The organism is Aureimonas psammosilenae, assembly GCF_009176975.1.
GTDB classification, from domain to species: Bacteria; Pseudomonadota; Alphaproteobacteria; order Rhizobiales; family Rhizobiaceae; genus Plantimonas; species Plantimonas psammosilenae.
Window position 1 is genome coordinate 20,640 of record NZ_WEZG01000013.1, and the last position, 18,722, is coordinate 39,361.

The 18,722-nt window shown below is 63.5% G+C and carries 21 protein-coding genes and 1 tRNA gene; 11 read left to right on the forward strand and 11 right to left on the reverse strand.

Annotated elements, in window-relative coordinates; translation table 11 throughout:
- Position 1: 1 nt before the first annotated feature.
- The gene (locus tag F9929_RS19090) at positions 2-736 is read left to right on the forward strand and encodes an ATP12 family chaperone protein (protein ID WP_152048152.1); all 735 of its coding nucleotides are present in this window, start codon (positions 2-4) and stop codon (positions 734-736) included.
- Between the two features lie 15 nt (positions 737-751).
- Here the strand turns inward: F9929_RS19090 and F9929_RS19095 are convergent, their stop codons facing one another.
- From F9929_RS19095 to F9929_RS19105, 3 genes are all read right to left on the reverse strand, one after another.
- Positions 752-1,537, reverse strand: a complete 786-nt coding sequence (locus tag F9929_RS19095) for a molybdopterin-dependent oxidoreductase (RefSeq protein ID WP_152048153.1) — start codon at positions 1,535-1,537, stop codon at positions 752-754.
- Positions 1,524-2,348, reverse strand: coding sequence for a cytochrome b/b6 domain-containing protein (locus tag F9929_RS19100; RefSeq protein WP_152048154.1), 825 nt, complete (start codon positions 2,346-2,348; stop codon positions 1,524-1,526). The genes F9929_RS19095 and F9929_RS19100 overlap by 14 nt, the downstream gene beginning before the upstream one ends.
- Positions 2,349-2,486: 138 nt before the next feature.
- On the reverse strand, positions 2,487-2,924 hold the full coding sequence (locus F9929_RS19105) for a YaiI/YqxD family protein (RefSeq protein ID WP_152048155.1): 438 nt from the start codon (positions 2,922-2,924) through the stop codon (positions 2,487-2,489).
- A 60-nt stretch (positions 2,925-2,984) separates the two neighbouring features.
- Here F9929_RS19105 and F9929_RS19110 point away from each other — a divergent pair, with 60 nt between their 5' ends.
- Positions 2,985-3,929, forward strand: coding sequence for a DMT family transporter (locus tag F9929_RS19110; protein WP_193227828.1), 945 nt, complete (start codon positions 2,985-2,987; stop codon positions 3,927-3,929).
- Positions 3,930-3,932: 3 nt separating this feature from the next.
- Here F9929_RS19110 and lipB read toward each other — a convergent pair whose 3' ends face one another.
- Complete coding sequence (gene lipB / locus F9929_RS19115) at positions 3,933-4,682, reverse strand: lipoyl(octanoyl) transferase LipB (RefSeq protein WP_152048157.1); 750 nt, start codon at positions 4,680-4,682, stop codon at positions 3,933-3,935.
- A 146-nt stretch (positions 4,683-4,828) separates the two neighbouring features.
- Here lipB and F9929_RS19120 point away from each other — a divergent pair.
- The 3 genes from F9929_RS19120 to F9929_RS19130 all read left to right on the forward strand — a co-directional run bounded on the left by F9929_RS19120 (position 4,829) and on the right by F9929_RS19130 (position 7,068).
- A tRNA-Leu gene (locus tag F9929_RS19120) sits at positions 4,829-4,913 on the forward strand.
- Positions 4,914-5,175: 262 nt separating this feature from the next.
- A complete protein-coding gene (mgtE, locus tag F9929_RS19125) occupies positions 5,176-6,612 on the forward strand; it encodes a magnesium transporter (RefSeq protein ID WP_152048158.1) in 1,437 nt (478 codons plus the stop codon).
- A gap of 63 nt (positions 6,613-6,675) precedes the next feature.
- Complete coding sequence (locus tag F9929_RS19130; protein ID WP_152048159.1) at positions 6,676-7,068, forward strand: MerR family transcriptional regulator; 393 nt, start codon at positions 6,676-6,678, stop codon at positions 7,066-7,068.
- Positions 7,069-7,076: 8 nt separating this feature from the next.
- On the opposite strand, the gene F9929_RS19135 is transcribed toward F9929_RS19130, so the two are convergent.
- Positions 7,077-8,048, reverse strand: a complete 972-nt coding sequence (locus F9929_RS19135) for a DUF1624 domain-containing protein (protein ID WP_268915674.1) — start codon at positions 8,046-8,048, stop codon at positions 7,077-7,079.
- Between the two features lie 105 nt (positions 8,049-8,153).
- Here F9929_RS19135 and F9929_RS19140 point away from each other — a divergent pair, with 105 nt between their 5' ends.
- Together F9929_RS19140 and F9929_RS19145 are read left to right on the forward strand one after the other, a co-directional pair.
- Positions 8,154-8,984, forward strand: coding sequence for an aldo/keto reductase (locus F9929_RS19140; RefSeq protein WP_152048160.1), 831 nt, complete (start codon positions 8,154-8,156; stop codon positions 8,982-8,984).
- A 7-nt stretch (positions 8,985-8,991) separates the two neighbouring features.
- Positions 8,992-9,807: a YdcF family protein gene (locus tag F9929_RS19145; protein ID WP_152048161.1), complete on the forward strand. Its 816-nt coding sequence runs from the start codon at positions 8,992-8,994 to the stop codon at positions 9,805-9,807.
- Here the strand turns inward: F9929_RS19145 and F9929_RS19150 are convergent.
- Complete coding sequence (locus F9929_RS19150) at positions 9,744-10,052, reverse strand: DUF3253 domain-containing protein (protein ID WP_152048162.1); 309 nt, start codon at positions 10,050-10,052, stop codon at positions 9,744-9,746. The two genes, F9929_RS19145 and F9929_RS19150, sit on opposite strands and share 64 nt — an antisense overlap.
- Positions 10,049-10,747, reverse strand: coding sequence for a DUF599 domain-containing protein (locus F9929_RS19155; RefSeq protein ID WP_152048163.1), 699 nt, complete (start codon positions 10,745-10,747; stop codon positions 10,049-10,051). Before F9929_RS19155 ends, F9929_RS19150 begins: the two co-directional genes overlap by 4 nt.
- Before the next feature lie 74 nt (positions 10,748-10,821).
- Between F9929_RS19155 and F9929_RS19160 the strand changes: the two genes are divergently transcribed.
- Complete coding sequence (locus F9929_RS19160; protein WP_152048164.1) at positions 10,822-11,256, forward strand: DUF1489 family protein; 435 nt, start codon at positions 10,822-10,824, stop codon at positions 11,254-11,256.
- Here the strand turns inward: F9929_RS19160 and F9929_RS19165 are convergent.
- Together F9929_RS19165 and F9929_RS19170 are read right to left on the reverse strand one after the other, a co-directional pair.
- Complete coding sequence (locus F9929_RS19165) at positions 11,253-11,522, reverse strand: hypothetical protein (RefSeq protein ID WP_152048165.1); 270 nt, start codon at positions 11,520-11,522, stop codon at positions 11,253-11,255. The two genes, F9929_RS19160 and F9929_RS19165, sit on opposite strands and share 4 nt — an antisense overlap.
- A 49-nt stretch (positions 11,523-11,571) precedes the next feature.
- Positions 11,572-13,044 carry a D-alanyl-D-alanine carboxypeptidase gene (locus F9929_RS19170; RefSeq protein WP_235919436.1) on the reverse strand — a complete coding sequence of 491 codons (1,473 nt, stop codon included), beginning with the start codon at positions 13,042-13,044 and terminating at the stop codon, positions 11,572-11,574.
- Positions 13,045-13,396: 352 nt separating this feature from the next.
- On the opposite strand from F9929_RS19170, the gene F9929_RS24120 reads away from it, so the two are divergent.
- The 3 genes from F9929_RS24120 to clpA all read left to right on the forward strand — a co-directional run bounded on the left by F9929_RS24120 (position 13,397) and on the right by clpA (position 16,840).
- Positions 13,397-13,756, forward strand: a complete 360-nt coding sequence (locus F9929_RS24120; RefSeq protein ID WP_193227829.1) for a phasin family protein — start codon at positions 13,397-13,399, stop codon at positions 13,754-13,756.
- Between the two features lie 277 nt (positions 13,757-14,033).
- The gene (clpS, locus tag F9929_RS19180) at positions 14,034-14,387 is read left to right on the forward strand and encodes an ATP-dependent Clp protease adapter ClpS (RefSeq protein WP_152048280.1); all 354 of its coding nucleotides are present in this window, start codon (positions 14,034-14,036) and stop codon (positions 14,385-14,387) included.
- A gap of 8 nt (positions 14,388-14,395) precedes the next feature.
- Positions 14,396-16,840 carry an ATP-dependent Clp protease ATP-binding subunit ClpA gene (gene clpA, locus F9929_RS19185; protein WP_152048167.1) on the forward strand — a complete coding sequence of 815 codons (2,445 nt, stop codon included), beginning with the start codon at positions 14,396-14,398 and terminating at the stop codon, positions 16,838-16,840.
- Positions 16,841-17,000: 160 nt separating this feature from the next.
- Here the strand turns inward: clpA and F9929_RS19190 are convergent, their stop codons facing one another.
- Together F9929_RS19190 and F9929_RS19195 are read right to left on the reverse strand one after the other, a co-directional pair.
- The gene (locus tag F9929_RS19190) at positions 17,001-17,423 is read right to left on the reverse strand and encodes an HIT family protein (RefSeq protein WP_152048168.1); all 423 of its coding nucleotides are present in this window, start codon (positions 17,421-17,423) and stop codon (positions 17,001-17,003) included.
- 30 nt (positions 17,424-17,453) lie between these two features.
- Positions 17,454-18,644, reverse strand: a complete 1,191-nt coding sequence (locus tag F9929_RS19195; RefSeq protein ID WP_193227837.1) for a GNAT family N-acetyltransferase — start codon at positions 18,642-18,644, stop codon at positions 17,454-17,456.
- Between the last annotated feature and the right edge of the window lie 78 nt (positions 18,645-18,722).

Genomic DNA, 18,722 nt, shown 5'->3' on the forward strand with positions numbered 1-18,722 from the left:
CATGTCCGATAGCGCCCGTTCGAATGCGGTGGAACTGCCGAAGCGCTTCTACGAGACGGTCTCCGTCGAGGCCGAGGATGGCGTCTATGCCATTCGACTGGACGGACGCAGCGTTCGCACGCCGTCGCGACGTGTGCTGGTGGCTCCCTCGCGGCGCATCGCGGAGATCATCGCGGCCGAATGGCGGGGACAGGGCGAGCGGATCGACCCGGCCACCATGCCCGCGACGCGCCTCATAAATACGGTGATCGACGGCATCGCCGATGATCCCTTGCCGGTGCGTGACGACGCGGCGCGGTTTGCGGAAACCGATCTCCTGTTCTACCGAGCCGACGCACCGGAGCGCCTGGTGGAGCGTCAGCGGCTTTCCTGGGACCCGATCGTCGCCTGGGCGGAACGGCTGGCCGGCGGCCGGTTCGTTCTTGGCCAAGGGGTGATGCATGTCGCCCAGCCGCCGGCGACGCTGGAAGGGGTACGGCGCGTTCTCTCCAGCGAAACCAATCCGTTCCGTATCGCCGCGCTTCATCAGATGACGACGCTGACCGGCTCCGTTCTCATCGCGCTCGCCGTGATGCACGGCCATCTCGATGTCGACCAGGCATGGGTGGCCGCGCATGTGGACGAGGACTGGAACATCGAGCAGTGGGGCGCGGACGAGGAGGCCGAGGCGCGCCGGGCACGGCGTTTCGCCGATATGCGCGCCGCAGCGGAGATGGCCTCTCCAAACCCCGATTGATCGAAGCCCCCGCCGTCAGATGCCGGCGAACCAATCGTAGCCGTAGTCTTCCCAATAGCCGCCGCGTCCGCCGCCGATCCCGGCCAGCGTGTCCGTGAGCCGGATGGCGCGGATATACTTCGCCATCTTGTAGCCGAGCTGCCGTTCGACGCGCACGCGCAGCGGAGCGCCGTTGGCGACGGGAAGCGTTTCGCCGTTCAAACCATAGGCGAGGATCGTCTGCGGGTGATGGGCGTCAACAAGGTCGATCGACTCGTAGTAGCGCACCGGCCCGGTAAAGCCCGCCTCCATCGTGTCGAAGCAGTCGAAGACGACGTAGCGGGCATTGGGGCGGATGCCGGCCTGATCGAGCACCGGGCCGAGCGGTGTGCCGGTCCATTTCGCGATGCAGCTCCAGCCCTCCACGCAGTCGTGCCGCGTGACTTGCGTGCGCGACGGCATGTTGCGCAACTCGTCCAGCGAAAGCTGCATGGGGCGCTCGACGAGGCCGCTGATCTCCAGGCGGTAATCGCTGAAGGAGGCCTCCGCCAGCGACAGATAATCCGCGTCGGTCGGCGTCACCGTGCCGTTCGGCCGCTGTGGTTGGCGGATTTCGCTTTCCGCGTATTCGACGGCGAGATGATCGCTGCGAAGCAGAAGGCGCTGAACGCGATAGGTGAGAGAGTTCGCGAGCTCCAGCGTGTTCCGCACGCTGCCGCCGATCTCTCCGGCGGAATCGAAGCACCCCGACAATGGCAGGCTCGCCGCGCCGACGGCCGACGCCGTGAGAAAGCGGCGCCGGGAAAGCTCAAACTTCGGCATCGGAACTCTCCGGGCGCGCGTTGTACCAGCCGGTGATCATGGAACGCATTTCGTTGAAGGGGCCGGCGAGGACGACCATCGCGACATGCACCACGAAGAACAGGACGAGCAGCAACATCACGACGAAGTGGATGGTGCGCGCCGTTTGGCGACCGCCGAAGACGTCGAGAAGCCAGGGCGCGAGCGCGTTGGTGCCCGGCGACATGCAAAGGCCGGTGGCGATCATCAGCGGGAACGCGAGGAAGACGACCGCGAAATAGGAGAGCTTCTGCAGCGGATTGTATTCGCGCCGGTGCTCGAACCGGAACCGCAGATGGTTCGCGATGTCGCGGGGCAGGGCGCGGATATCCCGGCCGCGGGGCAGGAGGTCCTTGCGCAGATGTCCGTTGAAAAGGCTGAAAATCAACCAGACGAGGAGCGTCGCTCCCAGGAGCCAGGCGAAGAAGAAATGCACCACGCGGCCGGTGCCGAGGTCGCGATAGGATGGGATCGTCGCCCAGGTCGGGAATGTCCGCGCGGTCGGACCCTGCGCCGTTTGGACGAGGCCGAGCCATCCGGTCGTGTCGAAACTATGCCCGAGAATGCGCGTCATGCCGCTGTTCGTGCCATCCGCGTTGGTGATGGCGCTGATCGAGAACACCGTATTGTCGAACTGGAAGCCCGATTGGAGGCCGAGATAAAGGTCCGGCCGCGCCATGAAGATCTGCAGGCCGGAAAGCAGGAGAAAGAACAGACACACCGCCCAAAGCCAGTGGGTCAGGCGGGTCGGCAGCTTCTGACGATAAACCAGTGCGCTCGGCTTCGATGCCATTCATCCGCTCCCGTGCCCATGCGGCCTTTGCCGGGTTTCGAGCGGGGCGACGCTTGAGCGCTTGAGGCCCGCCCGTCAATCGGACAAACCGCGCATGCGGATCGATTCCTCGTGAAACGCCGCCGCCCGTCGCAGTTTTCAACGGCGCAGCAGGAGGTCGAGCGCCTGACGGAACCGGGAGCGGTCGGCCGGGGTGAAGTTGCGGTTATAGCCTTTGCTCTCGCCCGTTTCGCGCAGGTGCTGCTTGAAGGCCCGCATGGACAGCGCCGTCCCGATGCTTTCGGCCGTCAGTGAGCGTCCATCGGGGTTGAGGACGCGCGCCCCGCGTTCGAGCGCGCGGGCCGCGAGCGGAATATCGGCAGTGATCACCACGTCTCCCTCCGTGGCATTCTCTGCGATCCAGTCATCGGCCGCATCGGCGCCGGCCGCGACGGTGACGATTCGCGCGCCGGGATAGCGGGACGGGCGCAAGCCCCCATTCGAAACGAGGATGGTCGCCGCGTCGTGGCGAATGGCGATTTCCAACGCATCGTCCTTGACCGGACAAGCGTCGCCGTCCACGAGAACCGTCGTCATCAAAACCTCGTCTTACCACTGCCGATGATGCTGGCGCCGCGAATCGGCGAAGGATGGGTCATGGTCTCGCTTCCGCTTCGCAACAACACGACTCACGAGACGCGGCGCGGCGTGACGCTGATGATCGTCGGCTCGCTGATCATCCCCGGTCTCGACGCTTCCGCCAAGCTACTGACGGAAGGATATGGTCTTTCCACCGGCGAAGTCGCGCTCGCAAGGTTCATCCTCCAAACCGTATGCGCCTTGCCGTTGGTCTTGGCTTTCGGCGGAACGGCGGCGTTGCGGATCAGGCGACCGTTTCTCAACCTCGTTCGCGGAATGCTGCTGGCTGCCGCGACGCTGACGTTTTTCACGGCGCTGAAATTCATGCCGCTGGCGGATGCGACCGCGATCTTCTTCGTGGAGCCGATACTCGTGACCGTCCTTTCGGCCTTCGTGCTGCACGAGCGGATCGGCTTTGCCCGGATCGCGACCGTGCTTTGCGGCTTCGCCGGAACGCTGATCGTGATCCGCCCGAATTTCGTCGCGCTGGGCGCCGTGGCCGTTCTGCCGATGCTGACAGCGCTTCTGGTGGCGCTTTATGCGATCCTGAACCGTCGGCTGGCCGATACGGGGAAGCCGCTCACGATGCACCTTTTCAGCGGTCTCGGCGGATGCATCGTTCTGTCCCCGGCATTGGCGATAGGCCATGTGCTTGATGTGCCGGGCTTTACGGTCAGCATGCCGAGCGACCCGGACGTTCTGGGTCTTTTCGCCATCATCGCCGTGGTCGCGACAATCGCGCACCTGATGTTCATTCAAGCCTATCACGACGCGCCGGCGTCGCTGCTGGCCCCGCTTGGCTATATCGAGATCCCTTCGGCCGTGCTGCTCGGTCTTCTGGTCTTCGGCGACTTTCCAGATCCGATCACGATTGTCGGAATCGTCGTGATCGTCCTGTCCGGGCTGGCGCTGGTCATCCTGGAAAGGCGGCCCGTGCCGGTGCCTCCGCCGCCGCAGCCCTGACGGTCAGGCCGCGGAGACGGTTTTTCCGAAAACCTCCTCGAACCTAGCGCGCAGCACCATGTCCACTTCCGGCATGAAGATCGGGATGCCGAGATCCACGAGACTGGTAACGCCGTGCTCGCGGATGCCGCAGGGCACGATGCCGGAGAAATGGGAAAGGTTCGGGTCGATGTTCAGGCTGACGCCGTGGAAGGTCACCCAGCGCCGGACGCGAATGCCGATGGCGGCGATCTTGTCTTCGGCCACCGTGCCGTCGAGACCGACCGAGCGCTCCGGCCGGCGAACCCAGACCCCGACCCGCTCTTCCCGCCTTTCGCCGCGAATCTGGAACTCGGCGAGCGTCGAGATCAGCCATTCCTCTAATCCCGCCACGAAGGCGCGGATATCCTGGCGCCGGCGCTTGAGGTCGAGAAGCACGTAGGCCACCCTCTGGCCCGGCCCGTGATAGGTATATTCGCCGCCCCGGCCGCTGGCGTGAACGGGAAAGCGCGTGGCATCTACGAGATCGGCTGCGTTCGCGCTGGTGCCCGCCGTATAAAGCGGCGGATGCTCCACAAGAAGCACCGTCTCGGCTGCCGTTCCATCCGCGATTCGCGCGACCCGCTCTTCCATCATGGCGACGGCCGCCTCGTATTCGGTAAGGCCAGGCAGGATTCGCCATTCCACCGGCGGCGAGCCAGGAGTGGCGAGAAAGCGAGCGGTCGCCACCGAAAGGCGGTTCACAGTGGCCGGTTGGTCGGTTTTCCCAAGCATGGACTTGGTTTAGCTCCGCCCAGCGTTGGGCGGAAGAGCGGTTTTGGCGATGTCTCGCACAAAGACTTCACGAAACCGCTTGTGCAGGGCGGGGCGGTTTGTTACATGCCCGTCACCGCCGAACACCGGCGGCGAATACACGGCGTGCGGTCGTGGCGGAATTGGTAGACGCGCAGCGTTGAGGTCGCTGTGGGGCAACCCGTGGAAGTTCGAGTCTTCTCGACCGCACCATCCTTCCTTGAGATCATCGGGCAGGATCGATTATCGGAAGCCAAGCCAGGCGGACCAAGGAACCCTCATCAAATCATAACTTAGTCGCTTTTCGTCTTGGTCGGACTGTCGTAACCAGCCACACTTCTTCTCGTCGTGCTGGCAAGCGTTGTTGCACTGCTGCAGGCCGGCAACCCGCAGTTTTCATTCGGCGCGACCTATTCCATTCCCCCCGCGATAGACTAGACCCTCCCTCACCATCATCCCGCACTGGAGGGCGCACATGGCTGACACACAGCTCGATTCTCGTGCGTCCGAGAATATCGCCGACGACGAGGTCGAGCGGCCCGTCGTCTATGACGAAGAAGGCGAACTCGACCAGAACTTCCTCGACCGCTCGCGCGAGCTGATTCGGAACGAGGACGTCGAAGGGCTCCGCGCGGCGATCGTGCCGCTGCACGACTCAGAACTCGGCGACATTCTCCAGCATCTCGATTTCAACGACCGCCAGTCGCTCGTTCGGCTTTTGGGCGAGGACTTCGACTACACCGCGCTGACGCAGGTCGACGAGGCGGTGCGCCTCGAGATCGTCGACGCGATGCCGAATGCGCGCATCGCCGAGGCGGTCCGCGAACTCAATTCGGACGATGCCGTCTACATCCTCGAGGATCTCGACGAGGAGGACCGCAAGGAAATTCTGGAAAATCTGCCGTTCCGCGAGCGCGTGCGGCTTCGCCGAGCCCTGGATTACCCGGACGAATCGGCCGGCCGCCGCATGCAGACGGAGTTCGTCGCGGTGCCGCCCTTCTGGAATGTCGGCCAGACCATCGACTATCTGCGCGAGGAAGAGGATTTACCGGAGAACTTCTCGCAGATTTTCGTCATCGATCCGTCCTTCAAGCTCGTCGGCGCGATCGATCTCGACCGCATCCTGCGCACGCGCCGGCCGGCCAAGATCGAAGACATCATGCGCGAAACGCGCCACGCGATTCCCGTCACGATGGACCAGGAGGAAGCGGCGCAGATCCTCCAGCAATACGATCTTCTCTCGGCCGCCGTTGTGGACGAGAACGAACGGCTCGTCGGTGTCCTGACCATCGACGACGTGGTGGACGTGCTCCAGGCGGAAGCGGAAGAGGATATCCGCCATCTCGGCGGTGTCGGCGACGAAGAGCTTTCGGACCCGGTTCTCACCACCGTCCGCTCGCGCTTCCTGTGGCTGCTGATCAATCTCGGGACGGCGGTGCTGGCATCGCTGGTGATCGGCCTCTTCGACGCCACGATCCAGCAGATGGTTGCCTTGGCGGTGTTGATGCCGATCGTAGCGTCGATGGGCGGCAACGCGGCGACGCAGACCATGACGGTCGCCGTTCGCGCGCTCGCCACGCGCGATCTCGATATCTACAATGCCGGCCGCATCGTGCGGAAGGAACTGCTCGTCGGGCTTTTGAACGGACTGGCCTTCGCGGTCATCATCGGCGTCGTCGCCGGCTTCTGGTTTGACAGCGCGGGGCTCGGCCAAGTGATGGCGCTGGCTCTCGTCATCAACATGATCGCGGCGGCGCTCGGCGGCATCCTCATTCCGATCGTGCTCGATCGATTCGGGGCCGATCCGGCGATCGCGTCGGGAACGTTCGTCACCACCGTCACCGATGTGGTCGGCTTCTTCGCCTTTCTCGGGCTGGCCGCCTGGTGGTTCGGCCTGTCGTCCAGCCTTTGACCGTCCCGCTCGATTGACTTGGCCTGCGATCCGCCGTCAATCAAGGCGAGCACAGGACCGACGATGCGCGAGTATTACACGATCACCGAACTCACGCGTGAATTCGAAGTGTCCACGCGCACGCTGCGTTTCTACGAGGACGAGGGGCTGATCGCGCCCGTCCGACGCGGGCGCACGCGATTGTTTCGCCAATCGGACCGCACGCTGTTGAAGATGATCCTGCGCGGCAAGCGGCTCGGCTTCTCCATCGCCGAAATCCGCGAGATCATCCAGATGTACAAGGAGCCGCCGGGCGAGTCCGGGCAGCTCCGCGCCATCATCCGGCGCGTCGGGGAGCGCCGGCGCGAGCTGGAACAGAAGCGGCGCGACATCGATGACCTTCTGGTGGAACTCGACAATGCCGAGGAAGCCTGCCTGACGAGGATGGCGGAACTCGGGGTGTCGCCCTCGTCCTGATCCCAACCTCAAGGCTCGTTCGATGAGCCTGGGAAGGAGCATTGCAGCACGGTTTCGCGCACGGACGCGTTCTCCGCCTCGTTCGTGCGGCCGGTGATTAGCCGTTCCAAAAGCTCGTCGCGTTCGAGCCTCGTCTGGACACAGGCGCAGAAGGCCTCGCAGGTCGGCGCATCGCGGCTGACTCGGCATTCGTGACGGCAGCTCGCGGCGAAAAGCGCCACCTGATCGGGCGGGAAGACGGCGGCATAGCCCGCGACCAGACCGAACAGGATCGGCTGGTGCAGGAGATAGAAGAGGAGCGAATGCCGCCCGAGAAGCGTCAGCGGTCGCAACCCCTTCACGCGGTCGTTCAGCGCCGACAAATGCTTCCAGCCGTCGATCCCGTCCATGAACCGGCCGGCGGCGATGCCGATCAGAACCACGCCCGTCCAGGGCAGGATCGGCACATAGTCGTTGGTCACCGGATTGCTGGCCGAAAGACCGATCCAGGCGAGCCACCGGCTGTTGGTCAGCGGTGTTTCCACGAAAAAGGGGAGCGCGACCGCGATGGCCCCGGCAAGAAGCGTGACGGGGGCCGGGAGCCGGAGGAACGCCAACCCGATCAGGCTTGCCAAGGCAATTTGATGAAGGATGCCGAAGAAAACGAAGCTGCCCGGCGTGATGAAAAGCGTGACCAGCGTGATCGCCAGTGCGCCGGCCGCCACCTGCGCTTCCCTGATGGCGAAGGATCGCCACCGGATGCTGCGTCCATGCGCCAGGACGAGGCTGATGCCGACCAGGAAGAGGAAGCTCGTCGCGATACAGCGCGCGAAAAGGCGCCAGCCGCCTTCCGTCGCGGTTCCCCGCGCGATCAGCCCGTGAAAGTCCAGATCCCAGGTGAAGTGGTAGGTCGCCATGGCGATCAGCGCGAGGGCGCGCATGATGTCCACCAGATCGATGCGGCCGCGCCGGGTTTCGGGATGGGGAACGAGGTCGGTCAATTGCGTCTCGGCGCCTGTCTTCGGCTTTACGGAGGAAAGAGCCGCCTATTTGCAACGGGACGGCAAGACGACATTGCCTGCCACATCGCACAGAAGGACGCTTTCATGAAGATCATCGAAGCCGGCGCGGCGCGCATTCCGGCCATCGGGCTCGGAACGTGGCGGCTTTCGGGGTCTCAGGCGACCGACATCGTCTCCCGCGCCATCGAGGTCGGCTATCGCCATATCGACACCGCGCGCATGTACGGCAACGAAGGGGAAGTCGGCGAAGGTATCCGCCGGTCGGGCGTCGCCCGGAGCGAGATCTTCGTGACCACCAAGATCTGGTGGGAGAATATCGGTAAGGGCGATCTGCAACGCTCGGCGGAACAAGGGGTGGAGGCTTTGCAGATCGGTCCGGTCGATCTTCTCCTGATCCACTGGCCGAACCGGAATGTTCCTCTGGAGGATTCCATCGAAGCTCTGAACGAGACGCTGGCGCTCGGCCTGACGCGGCATATCGGCGTCGCCAACTTCACCAGCGCCATGCTGGATGAAGCCGCTGCGATCTCCTCCCATCCGCTCGTTTGCAATCAGGTAGAGTACCATCCATTCCTGGCGCAGGATGCGGTTCTCGATGCCTGCCGACGCCACGATATGGCGCTCGTCGCTTATTCGCCGATCGGTCAGGGCAAGACGCTTCTGGAAGACCCGACGGTTGCCGACATCGCTCGCCGTCACGGCAGAAGTCCGGCGCAGATCGCGCTGCGCTGGGAGGTGCAGCAGGACGGCGTGGCGGCCATCCCGCGAACCAGCAACCCGGACCGGCTGGCTGAGAACCTCGAAGTCTTCGACTTCGAACTCGGCGAAGACGAGATGGCGGCGCTGCACGAATTGTCGAAACGTGGTCAACGGCTGGTCGACCCGGATTTCGCGCCGAGCTGGGATCGGGTCTGATCGCCCGATGTTCTTCATCCTCTCGAAGCTCGTCTGGTTCCTGATCCAGCCGCTCGTCGCCGTCGCGCTCGTGGTTCTCCTCGGCATCGTGCTTCTGCTCATCGGCTACCGAAACACGGCGATGGCGGCCTTCGTGTTTTCCGGCTTGACCTACGCGGTGATCATGTTCAGCCCGCTCGGCCTTCTCCTTGTCGGGGCGTTGGAGGACCGTTTTCCGAAGCCGACGATGCCGGCGCGCATCGACGGCATCGTCGTCCTTGGCGGGTCGTTCGATACGCGCGTCGCGAAAACGCGCGGCGATCCGGAAATGGGCGATGCCGGCGATCGCATCACAGCGACCGTCGCGCTGGCCCGGCAGTTCCCGGACGCCAAGATCGCGTTCACGGGCGGGGTGGCGGCGGTCTTCGAAGACGACATCGCCGAAGTCGACGTGGCGCGTCAGATCTTCGCCGCGCTCGGCATCGCGCCGGATCGGCTGATTCTGGAAGGCAAGGCCCGCAACACGACGGAGAACGCGATCTTCACCAAGGAACTCGTGCAGCCGAAGCCCGGCGAAACCTGGTTGCTCGTGACCTCGGCCTTCCACATGCCGCGCAGCGTCGGCTGCTTCCGCAAGGCGGATTTCGAGGTCGTGCCGTTTCCGGTGGACTATCGAACTCCGAACTTTCCGCAGCGCTGGAAGCCGGCCGTCGCCGATGTGTCCCGCAATGCCGACAAGGTGCAACTCGCGATCCGGGAGTTCATCGGGCTTGCCGCCTATTACGCTTCCGGCAAGACGGACGCGCTGATCCCTTCGCCATCGGCAGAGAAACCGAGCCGGTAGATGCCTTTGAAATCGTGCGGATCGACGATCCGGCCCTTGCGCCGGATCGACAACCGTCCTTCCTCGGCAAGGCGAACGGCTTCCGCCCGGATCGGCTTCATCAGGAGGCGCCAGCGTTTCTCGTCGCTCCCGCCGAGACGACGGGCCACTTCGGACGGGCAGACCGTCTTGTCCGCACCGCGATCCTCGACCATCGCGAGGATCGTTTCCCGAATGGTCTTCGCGCTCCGGTCGAGTTCGGTCATTTCTCGTCGTCCATCAGAACGGCATATTTCGCCGAGGAAAAGAACTGGCGATGCGCCAGGATGGCCATGACGAAGACCGTGGAGGCGAAGAGCGCGAGCGGCCCGAGAAACCAGCCGAGATAGGCAAGGCCGAAGAAGATGCCGCGCAGGCCGGCATTGAAGTGGCGGGCCGCGAGCTGGTTCATTTGCGCCGCCCGTTTCACCGCGTCTTCCATGTCCGCCGGGTCGGCTTCGCGATCGCCCCGCATGGGGATCGCTCCGATCAGGATGGTGCAGTAGTTGAACAGGCGATACGACCAGCCGAACTTGAAGAAGGCGTAGGCGAAGATCGTGATGAGGCCGAGAAGCTTGGCTTCCACGAGCCCGACATCGAGCGGCCCGTGGAACGGCAGGTCGGCCGCGATCTCCGCGATGCGGCGGCTGGACCCCAGAAGCGCGAAGCACCCGCCGATCGCGAAGATGCAGGACGACGCGAAGAAGGCCGTGCCCTGCTGCAGGCCCGTCATGATGGCCGTGTCGATCATCCGCAACTCGCGGCGCGCCAGCACGTCCATCCAGCGGCGGCGCTGTCGGTTCATGGCCGCGCTGAGGCCGTGACGCGCCAGCGGGCTTTTATCGGTGATCCAGTTATAGGCCAGCCAGCCGGCCAGGAAGGCGAAGAGAACGAGGCCGTCCGCAGTTCTGAAATCCGCCATCGATCAAACCTGTGCCAGCACTGCGCCGAAGGGGCTTCTTGACGCCGCCGAAATCTTGGCCGCAGAAGAACCCCATGCCGCTTCATATGGTCAAGCTTTGCGTGGGCGCCGACAGCGTCGAGGATCTGCAGTCATGGGTCCGCGAACGGCTGGACGCCGCCCGGCACGAAGGGCGGCCCGTCGAACAGATTCACCAGACGCGGATGCAACCCAAACGAGAATCGGAGATCCTCGGCGGCGGCTCGCTCTACTGGGTGATCAAGGGAAACGTTCAGGTGCGCCAGCCCATCCTGGCGCTTCGGCCTATCACGGACGGGGAGGGCATCCGCCGCTGCCACATCGTTCTGGAGCCGGTGTTCATCGCGACCGAATGGCAGCCGCGAAAGGCGTTCCAGGGTTGGCGCTATCTCGATGCCGGCGATGCGCCACGCGACATCACTGAGGACTCCGACATCTCGTCCTTCCCGCCGGACCTACGCCGGGAACTGGCGCAACTCGGTCTGCTTTAGGAGATCCGCATCCGCACGGCGGCGGTGCCGTTCGAGTTGCGAACGCGCAGGCGCGTCACCGTCTGAGGCTGAGAGGAGCGCCATGCCCGCGCGCCATGGGACAAGAGAAGCCCGACCAGATCGCGCGCCTTGAAGCTGGAGCGTCCTTCGCGAAATTCGGCGAGCTTCACGGCAGCCTGTTGGAGCGGGTGTTTGCCGCCGGCGCGGATCGTGGAGACATGGGTGGCGTCGTGAGACAGCCCGTGGAATTCAGGTTCGACCGTCATCTTCAATATCCAGATAGGCGGGTGAGTTCGTGTTCGAGAACGTTCGGCGTCAGTTGGCGACGGCGAAGCAGTTGTAGGAACGCTTCTTCAGCGCGGCGCAGGCGCCATTGGCTGCTTCCTTGGAAGCAAAGCCCGCAAAGCGCGCCCGGTAGAGGGATTGTCCGCCGACGCGCTCGGCCACCGGGGTCGCCCTTGCAAGAGCGCCACCGACCTTGCCCTGGGCGTCCGACAGCATCTTCAACGCCTGGTCACGGTTGTCCGTCGCCGCGATCTGCACCACCCAGCCGGAAGCGACCGCAGCGGTTTCCACGGCGCCCGTGGTTTCGGTATCCACGATCGCCTGCGGAATGGAAGCGCGGGGGACGGGACGGGAGTCGCCGTAGGCGGTCGCCGTCGGCGCGGCAGCGGGGCGCAGATACTGCTCTTCCTGCGGCGTGGCGAGCGCGGCCCGGATCGCATCGCGACCCACCACCGGCTTCAAGGGCTTGGCGACGCGCGAGATCGCATCGCCGGCATTAGTGCCATAGGCTTCCGCGATCCGCTCGTTGATCGAGACCTTGCGGTTCGAGAACTGCGGCATCGGAACGGTGGCGACGTGCGGCGCCTCGTAGGCGACGATCTTCGGCGTTTCCACCGGCAGGCGGCCGCTGCGGGCGCGCTCGGCGACCAAGGGACCGACGGAGCGGGTGGACGCGGCCGGCAGGTACTTGTTCAGGAGCTTGGCCATCTCGTTGTCGCGCTGCGCGGCCGTGTTGCCGCCGAAAACGACGCCGACGATCTTGCGATCCCCGTCATAGAGCGAGGATACGAGATTGAAGCCCGACGCGTTCACATAGCCGGTCTTGATGCCGTCCACGCCCTTGATGCGGCCGACGAGACGATTGTGGCTGTTGATGGTGCGACCGCGAAAATTGAAGGACTTCGTGGAGAAGTATTTGTACTGCTTCGGGAAATGCTCCCGAAGCGCGATGCCGAGCGTCGCCATGTCGCGCGCTGTGGAATGCTGGTTCTCGTTCGGCAGGCCGTTGGCGTTGCGGAAGGTCGTGCGGCTCATACCGAGCGAATGAGCCTTGGCAGTCATCATCTGCGCAAAGCGCGCTTCGGTGCCGCCGAGATGCTCGGCGATCACGACGGAGGCGTCATTGGCGGACAGCGTCACGAGACCGAGGATCGCTTCTTCCACGGCAAGGTTGGAGCCGACCTTCAGGCGGAGCTTCGTCGGCGGGCGCGCGGCGGCATAGGACGAAACCTTCATCTGCGTTCCCAGCGAAACGCGGCCCGCCTCCATCGCCTCGAAGAGCATGTAGAGGGTCATCATCTTGGTGAGCGAGGCCGGGTAGCGCAGTTCGTCCGCGTCGTCCGAATAAAGGACCTTGCCGGTATTGGCGTCGATCACGAATGCCGAATGCCGTTCCGCGGCTTCGGCACCCTGAACGAGAAGGGCAAAGGCCATTCCCAACGCGCCGGCCGACTTCACCATTCCACCGAAAAGGCGACGAAAGCTCGTTGGCGCTGTTCCCACGGTTCGACTCTCTATCTTTTCTGACGGCGCGAACCGTCGCATGCGGGATGAGGACGCGCTCTTCGGCGAAGCGCTTCGTATCTGCTGGGGGAAAGTTAAGGGGAGGCCGTTACCAATCCGTTTATGGTTGCCGAACTCTTCCCCTCGTCGTCAGCATTCGCGGCAATGGGACTTCGGTCGGGCGAAAATGCGACGGTCGTCGAACTTGGTTTCTGTGCCCGGCAAAGTTCATCCAGCGCTGAAACCGGGCGGGATTGACTTTATTGTGCAGTGCAATATAACCGCGTGCGTCGCATCAAACGGACGTCCGCGCACTGGCGCGCGACGCCTCGAACAGGAAGGCAGCATCCGAATGAGCAATTTCGACGAAGCCAGCAATGTCGGCAAGGAAGCGGTGGACGGAGCCGTTCGCTCGTTGTCCGTGGTGACCCGTGGCTTCCAGCAGATCGCCAGCGAGACCACCGAATACACCAAGCGCTCCTACGAGCAGTCCGCTCGCATGTTCGAGCAGCTCTCCCAACTCCGCAGCTTCGACAAGGTGGTCGAAGTTCAGAACGAATTCGCCAAGAACGCCTATCAGGACTGGATTTCGCAGGCGACCAAGGTCGGCGAAATCTACGGCTCGATGGCGCGTGAGGTCTACAAGCCGTTCGAGCAGTCCTTCACGAATGCCATCAACGCCGGTCAGTCGGCCGTCAAGCAGGCGCTCTGATTGACCGGGCTGCAAGGCCCTTCACACCACCATTCGGAAGGCTCGGCGAGAAATCGCCGGGCCTTTTGTTTTTGCGCGGATGCCTCGTTCCGGGCCTCCGGTTTCACCAAGAGCGTGGACGCCCGCCGCCAAACCGTCCTAGGATCGACATCCGACGAAGCGCGAGAGAAATGGTGTCTCCTTGTCGCGGTGTGATTCCCTTAACATCGGCAAACGGCATCATACATATCGGGCGACGACAGAGGTGGCGGCGGTGAGCATTCAACGACCCAGCACCGTGGCGGGGGCGCCAAGGGTGCGATCGCAGGCGGGCAAGAACAAAGAGTCGGGGACGGACCGGGGCACCTCGGTCATCACCCGGACGAAACCGCAAACGAAGAAGCCGAGCCTTTATCGTGTGCTGCTTCTCAACGACGACTACACGCCGATGGAGTTCGTCATCCACGTTCTGGAGCGGTTCTTCCAGAAGGACCACGACAGTGCGACGCGCGTGATGCTGCACGTGCACAACCATGGCGTGGGCGAGTGCGGGGTCTACACCTACGAGGTGGCCGAAACCAAGGTCACGCAGGTGATGGATTTCGCACGCCAGCATCAACATCCGCTTCAGTGCGTCATGGAAAAGAATTGAGGTGAACCTTGCCGACCTTTTCCCAAAGCCTCGAGAAGTGCCTGCATCAGGCGCTGACTCTCGCCAACGAACGCCAGCAGGAATTCGCGACGCTGGAACACCTTCTCCTCGCGCTGATCGAGGACAAGGATGCGGCCGCCGTGATGAAGGGCTGTTCGGTCGATCTCGATGTGCTGCGAGGCAGCCTGGTCGAGTACATCGATACGGAACTCGCCAATCTCGTCACCGGTCATGACGAGGAGTCCAAGCCGACCGCAGGCTTCCATCGCGTCATCCAGCGCGCGGTGATTCACGTCCAGTCGTCGGGCCGGGAGGAAGTGACGGGTGCCAACGTGCTCGTTGCGCTCTTCGCCGAGCGCGAAAGCCATGCCGCCTATTTCCTGCAGGAACAGGAGATGACGCGCTACGATGCCGTGAACTTCATCGCGCATGGCATTGCCAAGCGTCCCGGCGCGTCGGAAAGTCGAGCCGTCAGGGGCGCGGAAGAGGACCAGACGACCACGGGCACGGAAGAAGAAGGCCGCCGCAAGAACGCGCAGGACGCTTTGACGGCCTATTGCGTCAACCTGAACGAGAAGGCCAAGAACGGCCGGATCGATCCGTTGATCGGCCGGACCGAAGAGATCAACCGCACCATCCAAGTGCTGTGCCGCCGCTCGAAGAACAATCCTCTCTATGTCGGCGATCCTGGGGTCGGCAAGACCGCCATCGCGGAAGGGCTTGCCAAGCGCATCGTGGAAAGCGACGTGCCGGAGGTTCTTTCCGACGCCACCATCTTCTCGCTCGACATGGGTACGCTTCTCGCCGGCACGCGCTATCGCGGTGATTTCGAGGAACGCCTGAAGCAGGTCGTCAAGGAGCTCGAGGAATATCCGGGCGCGATCCTGTTCATCGACGAGATCCACACGGTGATCGGCGCCGGCGCGACGTCCGGCGGCGCGATGGACGCTTCGAACCTTCTGAAGCCGGCGCTGTCGTCCGGCGCAATCCGTTGCATCGGTTCGACCACCTACAAGGAATACCGCCAGTTCTTCGAGAAGGACCGGGCTCTTGTGCGGCGTTTCCAGAAGATCGACGTCAAGGAGCCGACGATCGACGACGCGATCGCGATCATGAAGGGCCTGAAGCCCTACTTCGAGGAGTTCCATAAAGTGCGCTTCTCGACGAGCGCGATCCGTTCGGCGGTGGAGCTTTCGGCCCGCTACATCAACGACCGCAAGCTGCCCGACAAGGCGATCGACGTGATCGACGAGACCGGTGCCTCGCAGATGCTTCTGCCGGAAGACCAGCGCAAGAAGCGCATAGGCGTGAAGGAGATCGAAGCGACGATCGCGACCATGGCGCGCATCCCGCCGAAGACCGTCTCCAAGGACGACGAGGAGGTTCTGGCCAATCTCGATGAGCAGTTGAAGCGCGTCGTCTACGGTCAGGACGCGGCGATCGGGGCGCTTGCTTCGGCGATCAAGCTTGCCCGTGCGGGTCTGCGCGAGCCCGAGAAGCCGATCGGTTCCTACCTCTTCTCCGGCCCGACCGGCGTCGGCAAGACGGAGGTGGCGAAGCAACTCGCATCCTCGCTTGGCGTCGAGCTTCTGCGGTTCGATATGTCGGAATACATGGAACGCCACACCGTTTCCCGGTTGATCGGCGCGCCTCCCGGCTATGTCGGCTTCGACCAGGGCGGTCTCCTGACCGACGGCGTCGACCAGCATCCGCATTGCGTCCTGCTGCTGGACGAGATCGAGAAGGCGCATCCCGACCTCTTCAATATCCTTTTGCAGGTCATGGATCACGGCAAGCTGACCGATCACAACGGCAAGAAGATCGACTTCAGGAACGTCATCCTGATCATGACGACCAATGCCGGCGCTTCGGAAGCGGCCAAGGCGGCGATCGGCTTCGGTTCGACGAGGCGGACAGGTGACGACGTCGAGGCGATCAACCGCCTGTTCACGCCGGAATTCCGCAACCGTCTCGATGCGATCATCCCGTTCGGCCCGCTGCCGACGCCGGTGATCCATCAGGTCGTGCAGAAGTTCGTCATGCAGCTCGAAGCGCAGCTTTCCGAGCGCAACGTCACCTTCGACCTGTCGGAGGAAGCGATCGAATGGCTGGCGAGCAAGGGCTACGACGAGCAAATGGGCGCGCGTCCGCTCGGTCGCGTGATTCAGGAGCACATCAAGAAACCGCTGGCGGACGAGTTGTTGTTCGGCAAGCTGAAGCGTGGCGGGACGGTGAAGGTGACGGTCGCCGAGGACGAGAAGGGCGGGAAGACGCTCGCCCTCGAATCCATCGCGGACGAGGCTGCGTTGAAGGCGCGCCGGGGCGACATGCCCGAAGAGGCCGAGTTCGATGACGACGACGATTTGGACGATGCGGAAGGCGACGGCGACGTCGCGGTGAAGACCGCCAAGAAGCCCTCCGCCGCCCAGAAGGGCAACCGTCGCAGCAACTGACGAAGCGGATAGCCGGTTGTCCGACCGGCTATCCCTCATGAAAACGGCGGCCTTCGCGAAGAGCGGGCCGCCGTTTTTGCGAGTGGCACCCGGTCATAAGGTGCTTCCGCGATATCGAATGCTGCTCGGCCTCGTTATTCGAAGCGAGCGAAAACGCGCTTCAAAGTGCTCGACGAATGAGGTCCGCCTGTTCTTTCAGAAGAGCCGGGTCGGCCATCTTGTCGTGGTGACGTACGAGTTCGACGCCCTCGTAGCGCGGAATGACGTGGACATGCAGGTGGAACACGGTCTGCCCGGCCGGCGCTTCGTTGAACTGGCAGACGAAGATACCATCGGCATCGAAGGCCTGCTTCGCCGCGCGCGATAGTCTGGCGACGAGTGGCATAAGCTTCGCCAGGGTTTCGTCCTCGGCGTCGAGGAGGTTGCGCGATGGCGTCTTGGGGATCACGAGGCAGTGACCCTTCGATTGCGGCATCACGTCCATGATGGCGATGGCGTCCTCGGTCTCGAACAGCTTCTCGCTCGGGATTTCGCCGCGCAGAATCTTTCCGAAGATGTTGGCCGGATCGTAGGTCGCGCTCATCATTCACCTCGCCGTGGAATGGGCTCAGGGCTAATCCTCGGTGGCCGGCTCGTCCAGCCTTTCGCCGCGCCGGAATGGGGTGTGGGCATCCAGCGCCTCCTTCATCTCGGCGACGCGATGGCGCTCGTAATCGAGATGATCCTCGATCGCCTGCCGAAGTCCGGGGTGGGCGATCCAGTGCGCCGAATGCGTGGTGGTCGGCTCGTAGCCCCGCGCAAGCTTGTGCTCGCCTTGGGCTCCCGCTTCCACGACGGCGAGCTTGTGCTCGATCGCGTAATCGATCGCCTGGTGGTAGCATATTTCGAAATGCAGGAAGGGGTGGTCCTCGACGCAGCCCCAATAGCGCCCGTAGATCGTGTCTCCGCCAACGAAGTTCAGCGCGCCGGCGATGAAGCGGCCCGCGCGCCGCGCCATCACGAGAACGATCTTGTCGCCCATGCGCTCGCCGACGAGCGAAAAGAAGCGGCGGTTGAGATAAGGGCGACCCCATTTTCGGGACCCGGTATCCATGTAGAAGCCGAAGAAGGCATCCCACACCTCGTCGGTCAGTTCCTTGCCTGACAAACGGACGACCTCGATGCCGTTCGACACGGCTTCCCGTCTCTCCTTCCGCAACGCCTTGCGTTTGCGGGACGCCAGCGTTTCCAGAAAGTCCTCGTAGCTTCCGTATTCGCGGTTGCGGAAGTGGAACTGCTGATCCGTGCGATGAAGAAAGCCCGCTTCCTCCATCGCGGTCAGATCGTCAGGCATGAGGAACGTCGCATGGGCGGAAGATACGCCCGTTTGCGCGACATAACCCTTGATACCGGCGATCAAGGCGTCCCGCAGAACCGGTGCGGCCGAGCCGTTGCCAACGAGGAGGCGAGGGCCGCTCGCCGGCGTGAACGGTACCGAAAGCTGGAGCTTGGGATAATAGCGCCCGCCGGCTCGCTCGAACGCATCCGCCCAACCATGGTCGAAGACATATTCGCCCTGGCTGTGGCTCTTCAGATAGGCAGGGGCTGCCGCCAGAATGCGCCCTTCGGAGTCTTCGACAAGGAGATGCTGCGGAAGCCAGCCGCTGCGCGAACCGACGGCCTTGCTGTCTTCCAGCGCACTCAGAAAAGCGTGGCTCAGGAACGGATTGCCGGTGGACGATCCGGCGTTCGCCAGTTCGTCCCAGACAGAAGGCGGAACCGATTCGATCGATTCCGCGACCCGGATGTGGATTGCGCCATCCACGGCATGATCGTCCGCCGGGCCGCCCGGCACGAATTTCGATGTCATGCCGTAAAGCTAGACCGGCGGCGCGGCGACGCA

Bases quoted from the DNA above. Each gene is read 5' to 3' on its own strand.
- F9929_RS19165 (WP_152048165.1), bottom strand. From the start codon at position 11,522: ATGACGGTCGAACCTGAATTCCACGGGCTGTCTCACGACGCCACCCAT.
- F9929_RS24120 (WP_193227829.1), top strand. From the start codon at position 13,397: ATGAGCAATTTCGACGAAGCCAGCAATGTCGGCAAGGAAGCGGTGGAC.
- F9929_RS19190 (WP_152048168.1), bottom strand. From the start codon at position 17,423: ATGAGCGCGACCTACGATCCGGCCAACATCTTCGGAAAGATTCTGCGC.
- F9929_RS19105 (WP_152048155.1), bottom strand. From the start codon at position 2,924: ATGACGACGGTTCTCGTGGACGGCGACGCTTGTCCGGTCAAGGACGAT.
- F9929_RS19140 (WP_152048160.1), top strand. From the start codon at position 8,154: ATGAAGATCATCGAAGCCGGCGCGGCGCGCATTCCGGCCATCGGGCTC.
- F9929_RS19095 (WP_152048153.1), bottom strand. From the start codon at position 1,537: ATGCCGAAGTTTGAGCTTTCCCGGCGCCGCTTTCTCACGGCGTCGGCC.
- F9929_RS19150 (WP_152048162.1), bottom strand. From the start codon at position 10,052: ATGACCGAACTCGACCGGAGCGCGAAGACCATTCGGGAAACGATCCTC.
- F9929_RS19160 (WP_152048164.1), top strand. From the start codon at position 10,822: ATGCCGCTTCATATGGTCAAGCTTTGCGTGGGCGCCGACAGCGTCGAG.
- F9929_RS19155 (WP_152048163.1), bottom strand. From the start codon at position 10,747: ATGGCGGATTTCAGAACTGCGGACGGCCTCGTTCTCTTCGCCTTCCTG.
- lipB (WP_152048157.1), bottom strand. From the start codon at position 4,682: ATGCTTGGGAAAACCGACCAACCGGCCACTGTGAACCGCCTTTCGGTG.
- F9929_RS19090 (WP_152048152.1), top strand. From the start codon at position 2: ATGTCCGATAGCGCCCGTTCGAATGCGGTGGAACTGCCGAAGCGCTTC.
- F9929_RS19100 (WP_152048154.1), bottom strand. From the start codon at position 2,348: ATGGCATCGAAGCCGAGCGCACTGGTTTATCGTCAGAAGCTGCCGACC.
- F9929_RS19130 (WP_152048159.1), top strand. From the start codon at position 6,676: ATGCGCGAGTATTACACGATCACCGAACTCACGCGTGAATTCGAAGTG.
- F9929_RS19110 (WP_193227828.1), top strand. From the start codon at position 2,985: ATGGTCTCGCTTCCGCTTCGCAACAACACGACTCACGAGACGCGGCGC.
- mgtE (WP_152048158.1), top strand. From the start codon at position 5,176: ATGGCTGACACACAGCTCGATTCTCGTGCGTCCGAGAATATCGCCGAC.
- F9929_RS19145 (WP_152048161.1), top strand. From the start codon at position 8,992: ATGTTCTTCATCCTCTCGAAGCTCGTCTGGTTCCTGATCCAGCCGCTC.